General features: G+C 63.4%; 11 protein-coding genes. 5 read left to right on the top strand and 6 right to left on the bottom strand.

Going from position 1 to position 18,777, the window contains the following annotated elements:
* Positions 1-246: 246 nt before the first annotated feature.
* Positions 247-2,046, top strand: a complete 1,800-nt coding sequence (locus LB568_RS16065; RefSeq protein ID WP_224730598.1) for an outer membrane beta-barrel protein — start codon at positions 247-249, stop codon at positions 2,044-2,046.
* 160 nt (positions 2,047-2,206) lie between these two features.
* Here the strand turns inward: LB568_RS16065 and galU are convergent, their stop codons facing one another.
* Entirely contained in the window at positions 2,207-3,112 is a 906-nt protein-coding gene (gene galU / locus LB568_RS16060) for a UTP--glucose-1-phosphate uridylyltransferase GalU (protein WP_013893134.1), read from the bottom strand.
* Positions 3,113-3,322: 210 nt separating this feature from the next.
* Here galU and LB568_RS16055 point away from each other — a divergent pair, with 210 nt between their 5' ends.
* Positions 3,323-4,546, top strand: a complete 1,224-nt coding sequence (locus LB568_RS16055; RefSeq protein ID WP_023765814.1) for a lytic murein transglycosylase — start codon at positions 3,323-3,325, stop codon at positions 4,544-4,546.
* 121 nt (positions 4,547-4,667) lie between these two features.
* Positions 4,668-5,894, top strand: a complete 1,227-nt coding sequence (locus tag LB568_RS16050; RefSeq protein ID WP_224730597.1) for a DUF459 domain-containing protein — start codon at positions 4,668-4,670, stop codon at positions 5,892-5,894.
* Here the strand turns inward: LB568_RS16050 and LB568_RS16045 are convergent.
* Together LB568_RS16045 and gltB are read right to left on the bottom strand one after the other, a co-directional pair.
* The gene (locus tag LB568_RS16045) at positions 5,891-7,345 is read right to left on the bottom strand and encodes a glutamate synthase subunit beta (RefSeq protein WP_013893131.1); all 1,455 of its coding nucleotides are present in this window, start codon (positions 7,343-7,345) and stop codon (positions 5,891-5,893) included. The two genes, LB568_RS16050 and LB568_RS16045, sit on opposite strands and share 4 nt — an antisense overlap.
* 141 nt (positions 7,346-7,486) lie before the next feature.
* The gene (gltB, locus tag LB568_RS16040) at positions 7,487-12,223 is read right to left on the bottom strand and encodes a glutamate synthase large subunit (protein WP_224730596.1); all 4,737 of its coding nucleotides are present in this window, start codon (positions 12,221-12,223) and stop codon (positions 7,487-7,489) included.
* A 494-nt stretch (positions 12,224-12,717) separates the two neighbouring features.
* On the opposite strand from gltB, the gene LB568_RS16035 reads away from it, so the two are divergent.
* The gene (locus LB568_RS16035) at positions 12,718-13,770 is read left to right on the top strand and encodes a threonine aldolase family protein (RefSeq protein ID WP_224730595.1); all 1,053 of its coding nucleotides are present in this window, start codon (positions 12,718-12,720) and stop codon (positions 13,768-13,770) included.
* Positions 13,771-13,779: 9 nt separating this feature from the next.
* The gene (locus LB568_RS16030; protein ID WP_318013280.1) at positions 13,780-14,850 is read left to right on the top strand and encodes a spore coat protein U domain-containing protein; all 1,071 of its coding nucleotides are present in this window, start codon (positions 13,780-13,782) and stop codon (positions 14,848-14,850) included.
* A 25-nt stretch (positions 14,851-14,875) separates the two neighbouring features.
* On the opposite strand, the gene LB568_RS16025 is transcribed toward LB568_RS16030, so the two are convergent.
* Genes LB568_RS16025 through LB568_RS16015 form a run of 3 tightly spaced genes read right to left on the bottom strand, consistent with a single transcriptional unit; the run spans position 14,876 to position 18,518 of the window.
* Positions 14,876-17,242 (bottom strand): fimbria/pilus outer membrane usher protein, encoded by a 2,367-nt coding sequence (locus LB568_RS16025; RefSeq protein WP_224730593.1) that lies wholly within the window; start codon positions 17,240-17,242, stop codon positions 14,876-14,878.
* A gap of 20 nt (positions 17,243-17,262) precedes the next feature.
* Positions 17,263-17,994: a molecular chaperone gene (locus LB568_RS16020; RefSeq protein ID WP_140570912.1), complete on the bottom strand. Its 732-nt coding sequence runs from the start codon at positions 17,992-17,994 to the stop codon at positions 17,263-17,265.
* A 38-nt stretch (positions 17,995-18,032) separates the two neighbouring features.
* The gene (locus LB568_RS16015; protein ID WP_013893125.1) at positions 18,033-18,518 is read right to left on the bottom strand and encodes a spore coat U domain-containing protein; all 486 of its coding nucleotides are present in this window, start codon (positions 18,516-18,518) and stop codon (positions 18,033-18,035) included.
* Positions 18,519-18,777: the final 259 nt, after the last annotated feature.

The raw sequence follows: 18,777 nt of genomic DNA, 5'->3' as shown, positions 1-18,777 counted from the left end.
TGATGCGATTAGCGCTTTGCCGTCCGCCTGTCCAACAGAAATGGCCCCACGGATATCGGCCGAGCTGTGAGACGGAATGGGCCAGCGACAGGCATGAAAACAGGAAGCTTGACGAAGGCGGTATGATTCCCTTTCGAAATCGGCATCCGGGACCCGGTAAGGGGCCCGTCTCAACCCTCCGTTAACCATCCCCATTTACGGTTCGGTAAGTATGGCGCTCAAGGCGCCGCGCAAGCAGTGGTGGCGATGTCCGGGGTCCAGCCAGAAAAATCGACAGGACGACAGGGCAAGGCGGTCTGCGCCTTGCTGCTGGCGACCAGCATGTTTGCCTTGCTGCACCCGGCACCGCTGCATGCCCAGGAGACGGAACTGCGCGGCGAGGTGTCCGAATCGGCGATCCTGTCCGACCAGCAGCGCAAGGCGCGGCAGCTTGCCTTGGCAAGGCAGGGCCAGCAGGCACCAGCCAACGCCGTGCAGGACGCACAGGCCGACACCTATCTGCCGACCAGCGCCGGCGCCGTGCCTGACGATACGGACAGCAACGACGCAAGCCCGTCCGGCAGCATTTTCGACCCGCCGCAGGCGACCGACGATAGCTCTGCCGACACTTCGAAGCCGGCCAAGCCTCGCCGCCGTCCATCGACTGCCGGGAAGGCGGATCAGGACAAGACCAAGGCGGGTTCCAAGATTTCCGACAAGGCGGCAGACAAGTCGAAAAAGAAAAAAACGACGTCCACTGATATCACCGCTTCAACGACGGTCTCCACGACGGATGCAGCCGATACGACGGACACGGGCGAGGAGACGGCCAACCGCCGTGCCCGCACCATCGACAGCGCCGACAAGCAAAAGCTCGACCCCGGTGCCGAGCGCACCGACGCCATCGAAGGCCAGAAGAAGAAGCCAGAGGACGACCCGTTCGCCGCCCCCGGCGTCAAATGGGGTTCCTTCGTCATCCGGCCGACGATCGAACAGGGCCTGACCGCCACGTCGAATGGCGATTCGAGCAGCGCCGGCAAATCGGCGCTGCTGTCGGAGACGGCGCTGCGCTTTTCCGCCACTTCCGACTGGCGCGAGAACACCGCTGTCATCGACGGCTACGGCTTGTTCCGCGAGACGGTGTCGGGCTACCCGGTTCACAATGCGCAGGGCCGCATCGAAGGCCAGTACAATGTCGATCTCGACAACGAACTGCGCGCCATCGCCAAGCTCGGCTACGAGGCCGTGCCGGAATCGGCGTCATCGCCGGACGCCATTGCCGGCGTCAGCACCCAGCCGCTGCGGCAGACCGTCGATGGCAGCCTTGCCGTCGAAAAGGCGGTCGGCAAGATGCAGTACACGCTGACCGGCGCGGTTGCGCACGACTTCTACGGCGACGCCAAGCTTTCGGACGGCACCTCGCTCTCGCAGAAGGACCAGGACAACACGCTCTATACGGCGACTTTGCGCACCGGTTACGAAATCTCCCCCGCCCTCACCCCGTTCAGCGAAATCGAGGTCGGCCGCCGCATCTACGATCAGCGCATCGACAACGAAGGCTTTGAGCGTTCCTCGACGCGGCTCGGCGCCCGTGCCGGCCTGCAGCTCGACATGGGCGAGAAGCTCTCGGGCGAATTCTCGGCGGGGTGGCTGCGCGAAGCGATCGATGACAAGAGCCTGGAGCCGATTTCAGGCGCCACCGTCAACGCCGCCCTCAAATGGTCGCCCGAGCGCGGCACCACGATCGGCCTGACCGGCAGTACCACTGTCGAGACCACGACCGCCGCAGGTGAAAGCGGCGACATCCTCTATTCCGGCCGCTTGACCGGCGAGCGGCAGATCCGTGCCAACCTCACCGGCAACGCGGCCCTGGGCCTCGACTGGCGCAACTATGTCGGCATCGACGGCCACGACAGGATTTTGAGCGCCGAGGCCGGGCTGACCTGGTGGCTGAACCGCTATGCCGGGCTCACCAGCAAGGTGAGGACCGAAAAGCTGACCAGCAATTTGCCAGGCCGCGACTACACCGCCAACAGCATCTATCTCGGCGTGAAGGTGCAGCAGTGAAGGCGCCTGCAACGCCAAGGATGTGTTGAGATTCAGGTCAGGCGGCGCCGAGAATGGTGGGTTCCGAGAACCGGAACGGAGCGTACGTTTGGGTACGTGAGTACCGGAAGCGCAGCAAGCCGCCATTCGCAGGCCGGCCTCACCTGAATATCAGCACATCCTAGAATGCTGCCCCGCGCCGCTCTGATGGCTTCATCTCGTCGAGAAGCGTACGGATGACGGTGGCCATGCTGTGGTTCATGTCGCTTCGCCACAGCGCGAAGGCGACATTGGCCTCGACGAAGCCTTCCGGGGAGCCGCAGTCGAAGGTGCGGCCCTGATAGTGGTAGCCGTAGAAGGCCTGCTGCTTCTCCAGCTTCAGCATCGCGTCGGTGAGCTGGATCTCGTTGCCGGCGCCCTTCTCCTGCCCTTCGAGGATCTTGAAGATCTCGGGCTGCAGGATGTAGCGGCCGTTGATGTACAGGTTCGACGGCGCGGTGCCCGTCTTTGGCTTCTCGACCATTTCGGTGATGCGGAAGCCGTGATGGGTCGGTTCGCCCCGGCCGACAATGCCGTATTTATGGGCTTCGGCCGGATCGCACTCCTGCACGGCGATGATGTTGTTGCCGGTCTCGGCGTAAAGATCGACCATCTCCTTCATGCAGCTCTTTTCCGACTGCATGATCATGTCGGGCAACAGCAGCGCGAACGGCTCGTCGCCGACCAGTTCGCGCGCGCACCAGACGGCATGGCCAAGCCCCATCGGCACCTGCTGGCGCGTGAAGCTGGTCTGTCCCGGCGCCGGCTGCAGCCGCTGCAACCGGGCAAGCTGCTCGTCCTTGCCGCGCTGGGCGAGGGTGTCATAGAGCTCGAACTGGATATCGAAATGATCCTCGATGACCGCCTTGTTGCGGCCGGTGACGAAGATGAAATGTTCGATGCCCGCCTCGCGCGCCTCGTCCACCACATACTGGATGACCGGCCGGTCGACGACGGTCAGCATTTCCTTGGGAACAGCCTTGGTGGCGGGAAGAAACCGCGTGCCGAGACCAGCGACTGGAAAAACTGCCTTGCGAACTCTCTTCATGCGTCAATTATCCATTTGATGGCTGGCTGCGCAATCCCCGTCCGGCGACATTTTCACGCCGGATTTGAGGATTACTGGCAAGACCGAGGGGAAACTCCCATCCGTAAAGCATTGAGACGTCTTTTCGTTCCAGGCATTGCCTATGGTAAACTAATTCATAACCCGGTTCGGCGATGAATGGTCTTTCCTGAGACAGAGAAGGAGGAAGAGATGTCCGTTCGCAATGCCGCAAAACGTTTCACCAGCGTCATGACGGCGGCCAGCCTCTCGCTCGCTATGCTGATGCCTGCCGGGCCGGCCTTCGCCGACGCCGGTTTCCGGCAATGGGTCGCCGGCTTCCGCGCCACGGCCGTGGCGGGCGGCGTTTCCGGCTCTGTCTACGATCAGGCGTTCAGGAGTATCAACGAACCCGATCCGGTGGTGCTGGAAAAAGCCCGCACCCAGCCCGAATTCACCGCGCCCGCCTGGGACTATTTCGACAACCGCGTCCATGATCAGTCCGTCGCCGTCGGGCAGCAGATGGCCAAGAAATGGAAGCCGTGGCTGGACAGGATCGAGGCGAAGTTCGGCGTCGACCGCTACATTCTGCTGGCCATCTGGTCGATGGAATCGAACTATGGCGAAATCCTCAAGCGCGACGACATCATGCGCAATGTCGTGCGTTCGCTGGCGACGCTTGCCTATGGCGATCCGAAGCGGTCCAAATATGCCCGCACCCAGCTGGTCGCGGCGCTGAAGATCCTGCAGACCGGCGACATCGACGAAGGCCACCTGATGGGCTCCTGGGCCGGCGCCATGGGCCAGACCCAGTTCATTCCAACCAGCTACCAGCACTATGCCGTCGACATGGACGGCAACGGCAAGCGCGATATCTGGAATTCCATTCCCGACGCGCTGGCGACATCGGCCAATCTATTGAAGAAGAATGGCTGGCAGGCCGGCAAGACCTGGGGCTATGAAGTCGCCTTGCCGGCGGGAAAACTGCCGGCCGGCTCGAAAACGCTGGCGCAATGGCAAGCGCTCGGCGTCGTCAGGGCCAGCGGCAAGCCGTTCAAGAACCTCACCGACAAGGCGACGCTCAAAGTGCCGGATGGCCGCGGCGGGCCGGCGTTCCTGATGATCAGGAATTTCTCGGTGATCAAGGCCTACAACAACGCCGACAAATATGCCCTTGCCGTCGGCCTTCTCGCCGACGAGATCGCCGGCTCCAGCGGTCTTGTGCAGGATTGGAAGCGGCCTTTCACCAAGCTCAGTTTCGAGGAACGGCAGGAGCTGCAGAAGCGGCTTTCGCAACATGGACTTTACGACGGCAAGTTCGACGGCAAGATCGGCGACGGATCGAAGACCGCCATCATGGCCTATCAGGCGAAGGTCGGCTTGACCCAGGACGGGTATCCGAGCATGGAAGTGCTCAAATGGCTCCGGCAAAAATAGAGCCGGCCATGGCGCCGTGCGCGTTTTTGGCGGAGCCACCGGGCGCAACGGTACTTTGAACTTGCGCCCGGTCCCAAAACCGGCTCGTTTTGTGGGGTGGGCGCAAGGGGAGGAGGAGTGATTGGTTTCGGCCGCGCGTATCGCGATCCTTGTTCGCCGCATGCCGATCCTGATTCTGGCGATCGTTCTGCTTGTGATCGGCGCTGCCAGTGCCTTCCATGCGCCGGCCATGGCGCAGGAGCAGCAGCAAAATCGTGGCTGGTCGCTGCGCGACCTTCTGTTTCCGCGCCGCAGCGAGCGGTTTGAGCCGCCGCCGACCATCCAGAAGGCAAGACCCAAGGCGAAAAAGCCGCGCGCCCCCCGTCCGCCCGCGGAACCGGAAACCCCGGTGGTCGACAAGGCACCGGATGCCCGTACCGTCCTAGTGGTCGGCGACTTCATGGCGACCGGCCTCTCCGAAGGCCTGGACACCGCCTTCGCGGAGAATCCCGGCGTCAGGATCGTCGTCCGCTCTAATGGTTCGTCCGGTTTCGTGCGCGACGATGTCTACAATTGGCCCGAACAGATCAAGTCGCTGATCGAGACCGAGAAACCGGCCGCCGTGGTCGTCATGCTGGGGTCCAACGACCGTCAGCAGATGATGGTGGGGGACGTTCGCGAGCAACCCCGGTCCGAGAACTGGACCAAGGAATACGAGCGCCGCACCGACGAACTCGGCAAAGCCATCGCCAGCACCAAGGTGCCGTTCCTTTGGGTCGGCATGCCGGCCTTCCGGGTGTCGAAGATGACCTCCGACATGCTGGCCTTCAACGACATCTACCACTCGGCGGCCGAGAAGAACGGCGGCGAGTTCGTCGATGTCTGGGATGGCTTCGTCGACGAGAATGGCGCCTTCATCACCAGCGGCCCCGACATGAACGGCCAGCCGGTGCGGCTGCGCGCCGATGACGGCATCAACGTCTCGAAAGCTGGCAAGCGCAAGCTCGCCTTCTACACCGAAAAGTCGCTGATGAAGATCCTCGGTCTCGCCGCGCCCGGAAGCGTGGCGCCGGCCGCCGCACCGGCAGGCGCCCCTGTCGAGGCCCCGGCGCCGGCCGCCGCACCCATCGTCATCGACCGCACCGTGCCCATGCTGCTCAGCGATCCGGCGCTCGACGGCGGCACCGAACTGCTCGGCGCCGCGCCGCCGGCAAAGGCCAATCCGGCTCTTCCCGGCGAAAGACTGGTGATCGAGGGCAAGGCGCCGGCGGCTTCACCCGGCCGTGCCGACGATTTTTCCTGGCCGCCCAAGACAAGCTCCGCCGCTGCGGCCGCCTCGGCTGACACGACGACGGCGATCGCGCCTTAACGAGGCAGTACGCTCGTTCCCATCAAGGCCTCGTCGATCGACCGCGCCGCCTGGCGGCCTTCGCGGATCGCCCAGACCACCAGCGACTGGCCACGGCGCACGTCACCCGCCGCGTAGAGCCTGTCGACGCTGGTCTTGTAGTCGCGGTCATTCGCCTCGACATTCCGGGAGCGGCGGCTGTCGGTGGTGACCTTCATCTCCCCCTCCAGTTCCGTCACCACGCCGGCCGTCGCCGGCCCGGCAAAGCCGATGGCGATGAAGGCAAGGTCGGCGCGAATGACGAAGTCGGTGCCGGGGATCGGCTTGCGCTTCTCGTCGACCTCGCAGCATTTGACGCCGGTCAGCTGGCCCTCCTCGCCGATGAACTCGAGCGTCGCCACCTGGAACTCGCGCTCGGCGCCTTCGGCCTGCGAGGACGATGTGCGCATCTTGGTCGCCCAGTAGGGCCAGACCGCGAGCTTGTCTTCCTTCTCCGGCGGCTGCGGGCGGATGTCGAGTTGGGTGACGCGCACCGCGCCCTGGCGGAAAGCCGTGCCGACACAGTCGGAGGCCGTATCGCCGCCACCGACGACGACGACATGCTGTCCGCCGGCGATGATCGGATGCGAGGGCCAGGCCACCGACTGTATCGGCTCGCCGCCGACGCGGCGGTTCTGCTGCACCAGATAGGGCATAGCGTCATGCACGCCGCCGAGATCGTCGCCGGGAATGCCGGCCGCGCGCGGCGTTTCCGAACCGCCGCAATAGAGCACCGCATCGTGTTCGGCGAGCAGTTCGGCAACAGGCTTGTCGACACCGACATTGACGCCGCAATGGAAAGTCACGCCCTCGCCCTGCATCTGCTCGATGCGGCGGTCGATATAGTGCTTCTCGATCTTGAAGTCTGGGATGCCGTAGCGCATCAGCCCGCCTGGACGGCTTTCGCGCTCGTAGACGTGAACGTCGTGGCCGGCGCGCCCAAGCTGCTGGGCTGCTGCCATGCCCGCGGGGCCGGAACCGATGATGGCGACCCGCTTGCCGGTCTTCTTCTCCGGCGGATAGGGCCTGATATGGCCGGTCTCATAGGCCTTGTCGGCTATCGCCTGCTCCACCGTCTTGATGGCGACCGGAATGTCCTCGAGGTTCAGCGTGCAGGCTTCCTCGCAAGGCGCCGGGCAGATGCGGCCGGTGAATTCCGGGAAATTGTTGGTCGAATGCAGGTTGCGGATCGCGTTGTCCCAGTCCCGGTTGTAAACGAGGTCGTTCCAGTCGGGGATCTGGTTATGGATCGGGCAGCCCGTCGGCCCGTGGCAGAACGGAATGCCGCAATCCATGCAGCGCGCGGCCTGTTTCTCGACCTCCTTGTCCGACATCGGCAGCGTGAATTCGCGGAAATGCCGGATGCGGTCGGAGGCCGGCTGATACTTGTGGACCTGCCGGTCGATTTCGAGAAAGCCTGTTACCTTGCCCATAGTCCAGTTCCTGCTGTCCAGATGGTGCGGTTTTCGCCGCACCCGTTAACCTCTTGAGGCAGCCATGGCAACCTTCGGCAAGAGATCAAATTGTCGGTGACATGAGGCCGGGAAGCCTGGGCCTCCCGGCCGTTGCAAAATCTATTCGGCGGCAACGCCCATGCGCATGCGTTCCATCTCGATCAGCGCACGGCGGTACTCGACCGGCATGATCTTGCGGAATTTCGGCCGGAACGTCGTCCAGTCGTCGAGGATCTCGCGGCCGCGCACCGAACCCGTATAGTGCACATGGTTCGAGATCAGTTGGTAGAGCCGTTCCTCGTCGTGGCTGGTCATGTCGCCGGACACGTCGACGCGGCCCTTGTGATCGAGGTCGCCGCCATGGTGCAGCAGCTTTTCCATCAGGTCGTCTTCTTCCGGAACCGGTTCCAGCTCGACCATGGCCATGTTGCAGCGTTCGGCGAAATCGCCCGCCTCGTCCAGCACATAGGCAACGCCCCCCGACATGCCGGCGGCGAAGTTGCGGCCGGTCTTGCCGATGACGACGACAATGCCGCCGGTCATGTACTCGCAGCCATGGTCACCGACGCCTTCGACGACGGCGGCAACACCGGAATTGCGCACGGCGAAGCGCTCACCGGCAACACCGGCGAAATAAGCCTCGCCCTCTGTTGCGCCATAGAGCACCGTGTTGCCGACGATGATGGATTCGGCCGCGACGATCTTGGCTTCTGCCGGTGGCCGGATGACGATGCGGCCGCCCGACAGCCCCTTGCCGACATAGTCGTTGCCGGCGCCGACAAGCTCGAACGAGATGCCGCGCGCCAGGAAGGCGCCGAACGACTGGCCGGCCGTGCCGGTCAGCTTCACCTGGATCGTGTCCTCGCGCAGCCCCTTGTGCTTGAAGCGCTTGGCAACTTCGCCCGACAGCATGGCACCCGTCGAACGGTCGACATTGCGGATGTCGACCTCGATCTGGACCGGCTGCTTGGCCTCCAGCGCGGGCTTGGCCAACTCGATCAGCTTGCGGTCCAGCACATCGTCGATGGGATGCTTCTGCCGCTCGGTCCAATGCACAGCCTCATGCGGCGCATCGGGCTTGTAGAACATCTTGGAAAAATCGAGCCCCCGCGCCTTCCAGTGCATGATCAGGTCGCGCTTTTCCAGAAGATCGGTGTCGCCGATGATCTGGTCGAGATGGGTGAAGCCCATTTCGGCGAGCAGCGCCCTCACCTCTTCCGCGACGTAGAAGAAGAAGTTGATGACGTGCTCGGGCGTGCCCTTGAAGCGCTTGCGCAGCACCGGATCCTGCGTCGCGACGCCGACCGGGCAGGTGTTCAGGTGGCACTTGCGCATCATGATGCAGCCGGCCGCGATCAAGGGCGCAGTCGAGAAGCCGAATTCGTCGGCGCCGAGCAGCGCGCCGATGATGACGTCGCGCCCGGTGCGCAGGCCGCCATCGACCTGCAGCGCCACCCGCGAACGCAAGCCGTTCAGCACCAGCGTCTGATGCGTCTCGGCCAGGCCCATTTCCCACGGGGAACCGGCGTGCTTCAGCGAGGTCAGCGGCGAGGCGCCGGTGCCGCCATCGTAGCCCGAGATGGTGATATGGTCGGCGCGTGCCTTGGCGACACCCGCCGCGACCGTGCCGACACCGACTTCCGACACCAGCTTGACCGACACGTCGGCCGCCGGATTGACGTTCTTCAAATCGTAGATCAGCTGCGCCAGATCCTCGATCGAATAGATGTCGTGATGCGGCGGCGGCGAGATCAGGCCGACGCCGGGCGTCGAGTGCCGGACCTTGGCGATGGTCGCGTCGACCTTGTGGCCGGGTAACTGGCCGCCCTCGCCAGGCTTGGCACCCTGCGCGACCTTGATCTGCATGACATCGGAATTGACCAGATATTCCGCCGTAACGCCGAACCGGCCGGAAGCGACCTGCTTGATCGCCGAGCGTTCCGGGTTCTTGCCACCACCGGGCAGCGGCAGATAGCGGTCGGCTTCTTCGCCGCCTTCGCCGGTGTTCGACTTGCCGCCGATCTGGTTCATGGCGCGTGCCAGCGTGGTGTGGGCTTCGCGCGAAATCGAACCGAACGACATCGCCCCGGTCGAGAAGCGCTTGACGATATCGGCTGCCGACATGACGTCGTCGAGCGCGACCTTCTTGCGTCCGGTCTCCTCGGCCAGCTTGATCTTGAACAGGCCGCGAATGGCCTGGGCGCGCGCCGTCTCGCTGTCGATCTGCGCGGAATAGTCCTTGAACGTCTCCCACGAACCCTGGCGCACGGCATGCTGCAAGGTGGCGACCGCGTCGGGCGACCACATATGCGCCTCGCCGCGCATGCGGAACAGATATTCGCCACCGACATCCAGGCTGTTGCGCAGCACCGGGTCGCTGCCGAAGCCGTCCGTGTGACGGCTGACCGTCTCGCCGGCTACCTCGTCCAGCCCAACGCCTTCGATCAGCGTCGCTGTGCCGGTGAAATATTGCTGCACGAAGTCGGACTTCAGCCCGATCGCGTCGAAAATCTGCGCGCCGCAATAGGACTGGTAAGTCGAGATGCCCATCTTGGACATCACCTTGAGGATGCCCTTGCCGATCGACTTGATGTAGCGCGACACCACCTCGTAGGCGTCGACCTCCTCCGGCAGCTCGCCGCGCTTGTGCATGTCGAGCAGCGTGTCGAAGGCGAGATAGGGATTGATCGCCTCGGCGCCATAGCCGGCAAGGCAGCAGAAATGATGCACTTCGCGCGGCTCGCCGGATTCCACGACGAGACCGACAGAGGTGCGCAGCCCCTTGCGGATAAGGTGGTGATGCACGGCTGCCGTCGCCAGCAGTGCCGGAATGGCGATCCGGTCGGGGCCAAGCTGGCGGTCGGACAGGATGATGATGTTGTAGCCGCCGGCGACCGCTGCCTCCGCTCGCTCACAGAGCCTGTCGATGGCGCCTTGCATGCCGGCAGCGCCCTCGCTCGATCCGTAGGTGATGTCGATCGTCTTGGTGTCGAAGCGGTCTTCGGTATGGCCGATCGAGCGGATCTTTTCCAGATCGCCATTGGTCAGGATCGGCTGGCGCACTTCGAGCCGCTTGCGGCGCGAATTGCCGACCAGGTCGAAGATGTTCGGCCTGGGACCGATGAAGGACACCAGGCTCATCACCAGCTCCTCGCGGATCGGGTCGATCGGCGGATTGGTGACCTGGGCGAAGTTCTGCTTGAAATAGGTGTAGAGCAGCTTCGACCTGTCCGACATTGCCGAGATCGGCGTGTCGGTGCCCATCGAACCCACGGCTTCCTGGCCGGTGGTCGCCATCGGCGACATCAACAGCTTGGTATCTTCCTGGGTGTAGCCGAACGCCTGCTGGCGATCGAGCAGGCTGACATCCTTGCGCAACGCGCGCGGCTCGACCGGCTTCAGATCTTCGAGGATGAGCTGCGTGTTCGCAAGCCAGGTCTTGTACGGATGCTTGGTCGCGATCTCCGACTTGATCTCCTCGTCGGGAACGATGCGGCCCTTGGCAAGGTCGATCAGAAGCATGCGGCCGGGCTGCAGCCGCCACTTCTTGACGATCTTCTCCTCCGGCACCGGCAGCACGCCGGCTTCCGAGGCCATGATGACGCGGTCGTCGTCGGTGACGATATAGCGTGCCGGGCGCAGTCCGTTGCGGTCGAGCGTGGCGCCGATCTGGCGGCCGTCGGTGAAGGCGACCGCCGCCGGCCCATCCCACGGCTCCATAAGGGCTGCATGGTACTCGTAGAAAGCCTTGCGATCGGCGCCCATGAGCTTGTTGCCGGCCCAGGCTTCCGGGATCAGCATCATCATGGCGTGGCTGAGGCTGTAGCCGCCCTGGAACAGGAATTCGAGCGCATTGTCGAAGCAGGCGGTGTCGGACTGGCCGTCATAGGAGATCGGCCACAGCTTCGAGATGTTGTTGCCGAACAGTTCGGAATCGACGGAAGCCTGTCTGGCCGCCATCCAGTTGTTGTTGCCGCGCACCGTGTTGATCTCGCCATTGTGGGCGACCATGCGGTACGGATGCGCCAGCTTCCACGATGGGAAGGTGTTGGTCGAGAAGCGCTGGTGGACCAGGATCAGCGCGGTCTCGAAGCGCGGGTCCTTGAGGTCCTTGTAATAGGCGCCGACCTGATAGGCCAGGAACATGCCCTTGTAGACGATGGTGCGCGCCGACAGCGACACGCAATAGGCGCCGATGTCCTTGTTGTCGTTTTCGGCGTAGATGCGGCCCGATATCACCTTGCGCAGCAGGTAAAGCCTGGCCTCGTACTCCTCGTCGTCGGGAATATCCGCGGTGCGACCAATGAAGACCTGCCGATGGAACGGCTCGGACGCCACGATGTCGGCCGCCTTCGACAGGGATGAATTGTCGACGGGCACGTCGCGGAAACCGATGAGCGGCAGTCCCTCGGACTGCGCCGATTCGGCGATGATCTCTTCGATATGGGCGCGAAGGGCGGCGTCCTGCGGCATGAACCAGTGCCCGACGCCATATTGGCCAGAAGGCGGCAGTTCGATGCCCTGGGCCGCCATCTCCTCACGGAAGAATTGGTCCGGAAGCTGCACCAGCACGCCGGCGCCGTCGCCGACCAGCGGATCGGCGCCGACGGCGCCGCGATGCGTCAGGTTTTCGAGCACGGCAAGGCCGTCCTTGACGATCTGGTGCGACTTCACGCCCTTCATGTTGACGATGAAGCCGACGCCGCAGGCGTCATGCTCGTTGCGCGGATCGTAAAGGCCCTGGGCGGCAAAACCGTTGGTGGTTCGGCCAATGTGGGATCGAGGCGCAGTTTTGACGGCAGCCGCTTTCGTCTGCGCGGCCTGGCCGTTCGTCGCAGCAAGCGTCATGTCCGTCATTGTCCTGTCCTCCGTTCCAGCCCTTCGGGCGCTGGCCATTTCTTCGGTCGCTAATTTGCCTCGGCAAGCGTCTTGCTCACCCTGATCCTTGCGGCACGTCTTGCGAAATCCTTGCCGGATCATGCGGCTTTTCGCATGGTCCGCATCTGGTATCGTACAGGCCAGTGTCTGGCCGTCCACCTGTCGCTCGCGGCAACAGCCGGAGAGGCCCATATGTTACGCCAATCCAGCCTGTTTTGTGCGACAAAATAAGACAGCACTACTGTCCTAAATTTTTATGGCAGAATTCCCCGGCCCACACAAGACCGATTCACAAAAAACTTGGGCCTTACACGACAGAAAATGTCGCGAAGTCGACCGAAAACGTAAGCTTCGGTCGCCAGCCGCCGCGCTGACAAGTTGATCGGGCCGGTGGTTTTTTCGGCGTCTGGCCCTTGCGGTCGGCTTGCGAAACCGGTCAACTTCGCGCTGATTTCCCCAGCACAGGCAGATACATGTTCTTCGCTTCCGACAATTGGGCAGGCGCCCATCCCAATATCGTCGCCGGCCTGTCGGCCGCGGCCGGCGGCTTTTCCACCGCCTATGGTGACGGCGCGCTCGACCAGACGGTCTACGCCAGCTTCAGCGAGATTTTCGAACGCGAAGTCGCGGTGTTCTTCGTCGCAACCGGCACCGCCGCCAACTCGCTGTCGCTGACCACCTACAACAAGCCCGGCGGCATTTCCTTCGCCCACCGCGAATCGCATGTCATCGAAGACGAATGCGGCGCGCCGGAATATTTTTCCGGCGGCTCGCGGCTTCATGCCGTCGACGGCCCCCTCGGCAAGATCGACCCGCACAATCTGGAACGGACCATCGGCCGCTTCGCGCCAGAGATCGTCCATTGGGGCCGGCCGATGGCCGTTTCGATCACCCAGTCGACCGAGGTCGGCACCATTTACGGCCTGCAAGAGATCGAGACGATCGCGGCCATCGCCAAGCAACATTCCGTGCCGTTGCACATGGATGGCGCCCGCTTTGCCAACGCGCTGGCCGCGCTCGACACGACGCCGGCCGAAATGACCTGGAAACGCGGCGTCGACATCCTGTCCTTCGGCGGCACCAAGAACGGCTGCTGGTGCGCGGAGGCGATCGTGCTGTTCGACCTCGACCGCGCCAGGGAATTGGCCTTTCTGCGCAAGCGCGCGGCTCAACTGTTTTCGAAATCGCGCTTCGTGGCGGCGCAATTCGAGGCCTATTTCAAGGACGGGCTGTGGCTCGACACGGCCCGGCACGCCAACGCCATGGCCGCGCGCCTCGCGGCGGCGATCGAGGATTCGGAAACGGCGAAGCTCGCCTGGCTGCCGCAGGCCAACGAGGTGTTCGCGGTAATCAAGAAGACCGAAGCCGACAGGCTGCAGACGGCGGGCGCCGCCTTCTACGACTGGCACAAGCCGCATGGTTTCGACGGCCATATCGGCGAGGACGAGTTGCTCTACCGCTTCGTCACCAGCTTTGCCACGACGACCGAGGAAGTCGATCGCTTTGGCCAGCTCTTGGCCGGATAAGCGGGCAAAATGGCTGCGACACGCCCCGTTTTTGAATTGGCCTCGGACCTTGATAAGCGGACCAAGGTGGAAGGCAGCGGATCAGGGTTCATACGTCGTTCGCGATACCATTGGCTTCGCTGGACAATTCAGTTGCGAGCAGCGCTAGTCACAATGATCCTCGCTTGCAGCCTGCAAGGGGCTTGGTCCCAGAGCTGCTCCGTCACGGCCGCCAACGGATCGTACGGCGTGTTGGACATTCTGAGCGGAGCCGTTAACGACACGACGGCAACCTTCTCGATCAACTGCACCGGGACAGCCAACCAGACCGTGCGCCTTTGCGTCGAACTTTCACCTGGCCAGACCAACGCGGCCGGCAACCGCCGGCTGGCTTCCGGGTCCGAGCGATTGGTCCACGAGCTCTACAGCGACGCGTCGCGAACGACGATCTGGGGGTCCTGGGGTCTGGCCACGACCAGTTACGGGCTCTATCCCATTGGGGCCACCTACGATCTTGCTTTGGGTTCCTCGGGCAGCGCCGGCACCGCGTTGACCGTTTACGGCAGAGTATTCTCCAACCAGACCGCCGCTGGACCCGGATCGTATGTCTGGACCATGACCACCGCACCGGCTGCCAGCTATGATTACAAGACCGCCTCGACGTGTCCGACAGGCAGCCGGCAAGCCACGTCCAGCGGCTCCACCTGGACCGCGACAATCAACGCGAACTGCAACGTCTCGGCCACCAACGTGAACTTTGGCTCCGTCGGAGTGCTGGCATCCAATGTCGATTCGACCGGTTCGGTCACCGTTCGCTGTACCGACACGACGCCGTACAATATCGGACTGAGCGCCGGCGCCGGCTCCGGTGCCACGGTTGCCAGCCGCAAGATGACGAGCGGCGCAAAGACCGTGACCTATTCGCTCTACAGCGACAGTGGCAGGGCCAGTGTCTGGGGAAACACGATCGGCATTAACACCGCTAGCGGCACCGGCACCGGGCTCGATCAACCATACACCGTATACGCCCGCGCGCCCGCGCAGACGACGCCCGCGCCCGGAGCCTACACCGACACGATCGTCGTGACGGTTACGTACTGATGACCCACAGACAGCCGATCCGGGATCAGCGGCAGACAACCGGGATGACCACTTGCTCGTTTGCTTTTGTCATGTAGCCGAATGATGCGCGGCACGAACCCTTGGCGGTCTGGGAAACGACAGTGTTGCTTCGCGCCAGTGCTTTCACATAAGCGCGCCCGTCATAACCGATGACGAATTCCTGCGTGCCGTTGATCGTGCCGTGCGACCCGACCTCGAGCGGCTGTCCGTCCGGCCCTGACAAGACGAGGACCGCGGCGCTGACGTCGGTGCGAACTCGGAAATCGACCCGCACGCCAGCCCGGTCGGCTGGCGCGATGATATCCTGCGTGGTCGTGACGTCGGCGTCGACGGGCAGATTGGTCGTGTCGATGGCGATCTTGTTGCGTTGGTAGGAGCGCAGGCTCGGCACCAGAAGCCTTCCTTTCGCGTCGGTGACGCCGGCCGGCCGGTTCTCGAAAAGCACGCCGACACCCGGCAAACCCGTCTCGACAACGGCGAAACTGTCGTCGATTCGGTCTGTCAGGAAAATGCCGGAACCCATCGTTGCGATTGCCCCCTCGAACTGGGCTGTCGCCGCTGTGCCCGAGATTGAACGGCCGACGCCGGCCTCGGCATGCCCATGGGAGGAGCGATAGGAGACTGCCGCGGAGCCCTCGGCGGACCCGCCCTGACTGAAGCTCGTCCGCCAGCCAAGGCTGCCCGGGTCCTCGCCGAGCGGTTTGCTCACATCGGCAATCACATCGACACCGTGCTTGTCGGCTGAAATGGCCGTCGAAGCCATTACATTGCCGCCGATCGGGATCGACAGGCCGGCGAAGAGGCCGGCATTCCGTCGCCCGCCAAGGGCGGCGAAGGCGGTCGCGTTGAGATAGCCGAATGGCAGCGCCCGCGAATAGGAAGCGGTGAGTATCCTGGAACCTTCACCGCTGGCCGGCATCAGATCGATGTAGCTTGCGCTAATGCTGCCACTGTCGAAGGGCAGCGGCGTTCCAAAGGAAATGCTGTTGACCATCTTCGGGGGCCTGGATCGGGTCGACGCACCCACGGCCATGGGGTCGAAGGACAACAGCCTGAAGAAGGCGTGGCCGGACGTTCCGCCGTCTTGAAGCCGGTCGCTCACCGAGGCGAGATCGTCATAGGACCCGAACGTCATTTGCGAACTGGCGTTTACACTGAGGGTCCCGATTCTGATCTCATAGGAGGCATAGGACTGCAGCCCGCCGCCCGCCGCGCCATGGCTGCCGGCCACCGCGAAGGAAGCAACGCCGAGCGAACCGGTGCGCGTCACCATGCCGAGACCACCATTGAGCAGGCCGCTGCTGGCCTCCCCGTGGGCTTCGAGCGTCAGCCAGTCGAAGATGCCCTTTCTCAGGCTTGCCGACAGGACTGGCTGGTTGACGGCATAGGCGTCGGACGTCGTCGCGTACCCCAACCTCGGCAGGCCTGCCTCCAGCGAGAAGTCGAAGAGCCCCGGCCTCAGTAGGTTGGGCGAGGCGTAGAATGGCACGCTCGTGCGCGTTTCACGGCCGGCCGCATCGCGCAAGACGATAATCGCCTGCCCACCGCCGGTGGTGACGGGAATGTCGGTGATCTGGAACGGTCCGGTGTCGACGGGGTGCGAATAGGTCTTCGACTCGTTGACATAGACGTCGACCGTCGACGGCACCGCCGCGCTGCCGCTCGCCGATACAAGCGGCTGGGTGATCAGATCGGTGCGAAGGCCGAAGTCGCGGCGCGCCTGAAGCCCGCCGATGCGGATCGGCCTGGTCCAGGCGAACCCGCCGGAAATCGCATCGCCAGCTTGGTACGTGGTTAGCGTTGCCGGGTCGGAATAAGTGTAGGCGGTATCGAGCCTCAATGCATCGGCGCGGCCATTGTCCTCCAGCCGCAGGATCGCCGATTGGCCGAAGGTGCCGACCGGCGAAAAGGCCCGTGCATCGAGGGTGGTGGAAGCGCCGCTGAAGGCGAAGCCACTGGCGTCGGGCTCCTGCCGCGATGCCGCGAACAAATTGTAGTTGAGAACCCCGCCGAACCCCGCTCGAACGTCAGGGGAAGCCTCCCGGCCGGGCGCGGCGTCATAGGATATCATGCCGCGCAGGCCATCATTGATCGTCAGAAAAATGCGTTGCTCCCGCTCTTCGTAGCGGTAGCCCAGCCCCCGCACGGTGTCGAGCATGACGATGGCTTCCCGAGGTCGGGCTTGCTTCCCGAGATCCAGTCCCAAAGCGTGCAGTTCGTCGAGAGCGGCGCCGAGATGCCGGCCGTCGAAAGACTCGAATGCCGCGATCTGGTTGGTGGCGGCGCCGTTGATGAAGACTTCGAGCTGAAGCTGCTGCGCTGCTCCGTCCGCTCGATTGGACTGTATCAGCGTCGCAACCAATATCGACAATGTCAGGAGCCAAGCCGCATTCACGGCGCGGCGACAACCGGCGCCACGGCATTGATCGGGCCATCATTGCCTTGGCCCGAGATCGAGACCGATCCCTTGGTGGCGAATTTGCGCCCGCTGGCCGGTGCCGCCCACCGCATGGTCGACTGACCGAGCGCATAGCCGACCAAACCCCCGCCGAATGAAATCTTGTGCCCGCTGACGTCGCGTAGCGAGAGTGCGGAGATGCGCAAGCGGGTACCGCCCCTGTTGTGGGCTGAAACGATCAAACGGCCGTCCTGTCTCGATATCGTCCAGTCCAAGCTGGGTGGCGTTCTTGCCTGCGAACCGAAGAAGACTGGGATCGAGTGGCGAACCAGCAGTCTCACCGTGCCTGTCTTGGCCCGACTGGCGTCTGGAAGCTCGTCGACGAGCAGGCGATAGGCCTCCTCGGTCGCAACCGGTCGCTTGACCACTCGCACGATGCGGGCAACATAGTCGGTACCCGGCAGGAGCGTGACGGCAGGAGGCGAGGCAACCACATCATCCGTGGGCTGAAGGGACTCTTCGCCATTGACCTGCGACCAGCGAAAAACACGAATCTGCACGTTGGTCGGCGTTGTCCCCTCATTGCGCAGCGTAATGGTCGACGCCGCGCTCGGCGCGACGACATCGACCAGAGCGGGCTGCACTTGAAGCGACTCCGCACGGACCTGCACAGCGCCGAACAGCAATGCCCCCGCCAGGGCCGAAGCCAGCCTTGCCCAATTCATTGCCACCCCCATGGCGTCGACCGTCAATGAGGCCGACTTCAGTAGGTTACCGTGACGGTCACGGTGTCTGTATAGACAGCCGGCGCAGGCGTTGATTGCGCCGGCACGCGTCCATAGACGGTAAAGTTTTGCGCGGCGCCGGAACCGGTCGCCGAAACCGCATTTGTCCCGATGGTGTTGCCCCAGACGGTCGTTCTGCCGCTGTCGCTATAGAGAGAATAGGTAATCGTGGCGGCACCATTGGTCATCTTGCGGGCGGCGACGGTCGCGCCCGATCCGGTGCCCGCGTCCAGGCCAACATTGTATGGAGTCGTGTTCGTGCACTGAACCTGGACCGTGGACGTCTGGTCGACATTGGCCGCAATGACGCCGGACGAGCCGAAGTTCAGGGTTGACGCGCTGTTGATGGTGCAGGACGCGGTGATCGTCATCTGCACGGCCATGGAAGCGGTTGTTGTCGTGGCGCGCGCCTCGCCGCCGGTAATTGCCAGGATCGCCAGGCACGCTGCTGTTTTCCGCCACATCCGGCGAGGTCCTTTTTCGATGGTCCCAGGAGAAGACGAGGCGGGATTGGGAGCATGTGCCCGTGATTGAGCCTCGCCAAAATATGTTCGATGTTGCTTAACAAGATATTACTTATTTAGAGAAAGCTAAACTAGTTCATGCTCGGCCCCTCCCGAGGGCAAAAAGAGGTATCCCGCTGCCGGATTCGAGCAGCGTCAGGGCAAAGCCCCCTTTTCACCCCCCCAGCAAACGCACAAAAAAGCGGGGCCCTTTCGCGGC

The organism is Mesorhizobium sp. B263B2A (assembly GCF_020165775.1).
GTDB classification, from domain to species: Bacteria; Pseudomonadota; Alphaproteobacteria; order Rhizobiales; family Rhizobiaceae; genus Mesorhizobium; species Mesorhizobium opportunistum.
Note: the sequence above shows the minus strand (reverse complement) of the source record. Positions and strands in the feature narration are given on the sequence as shown.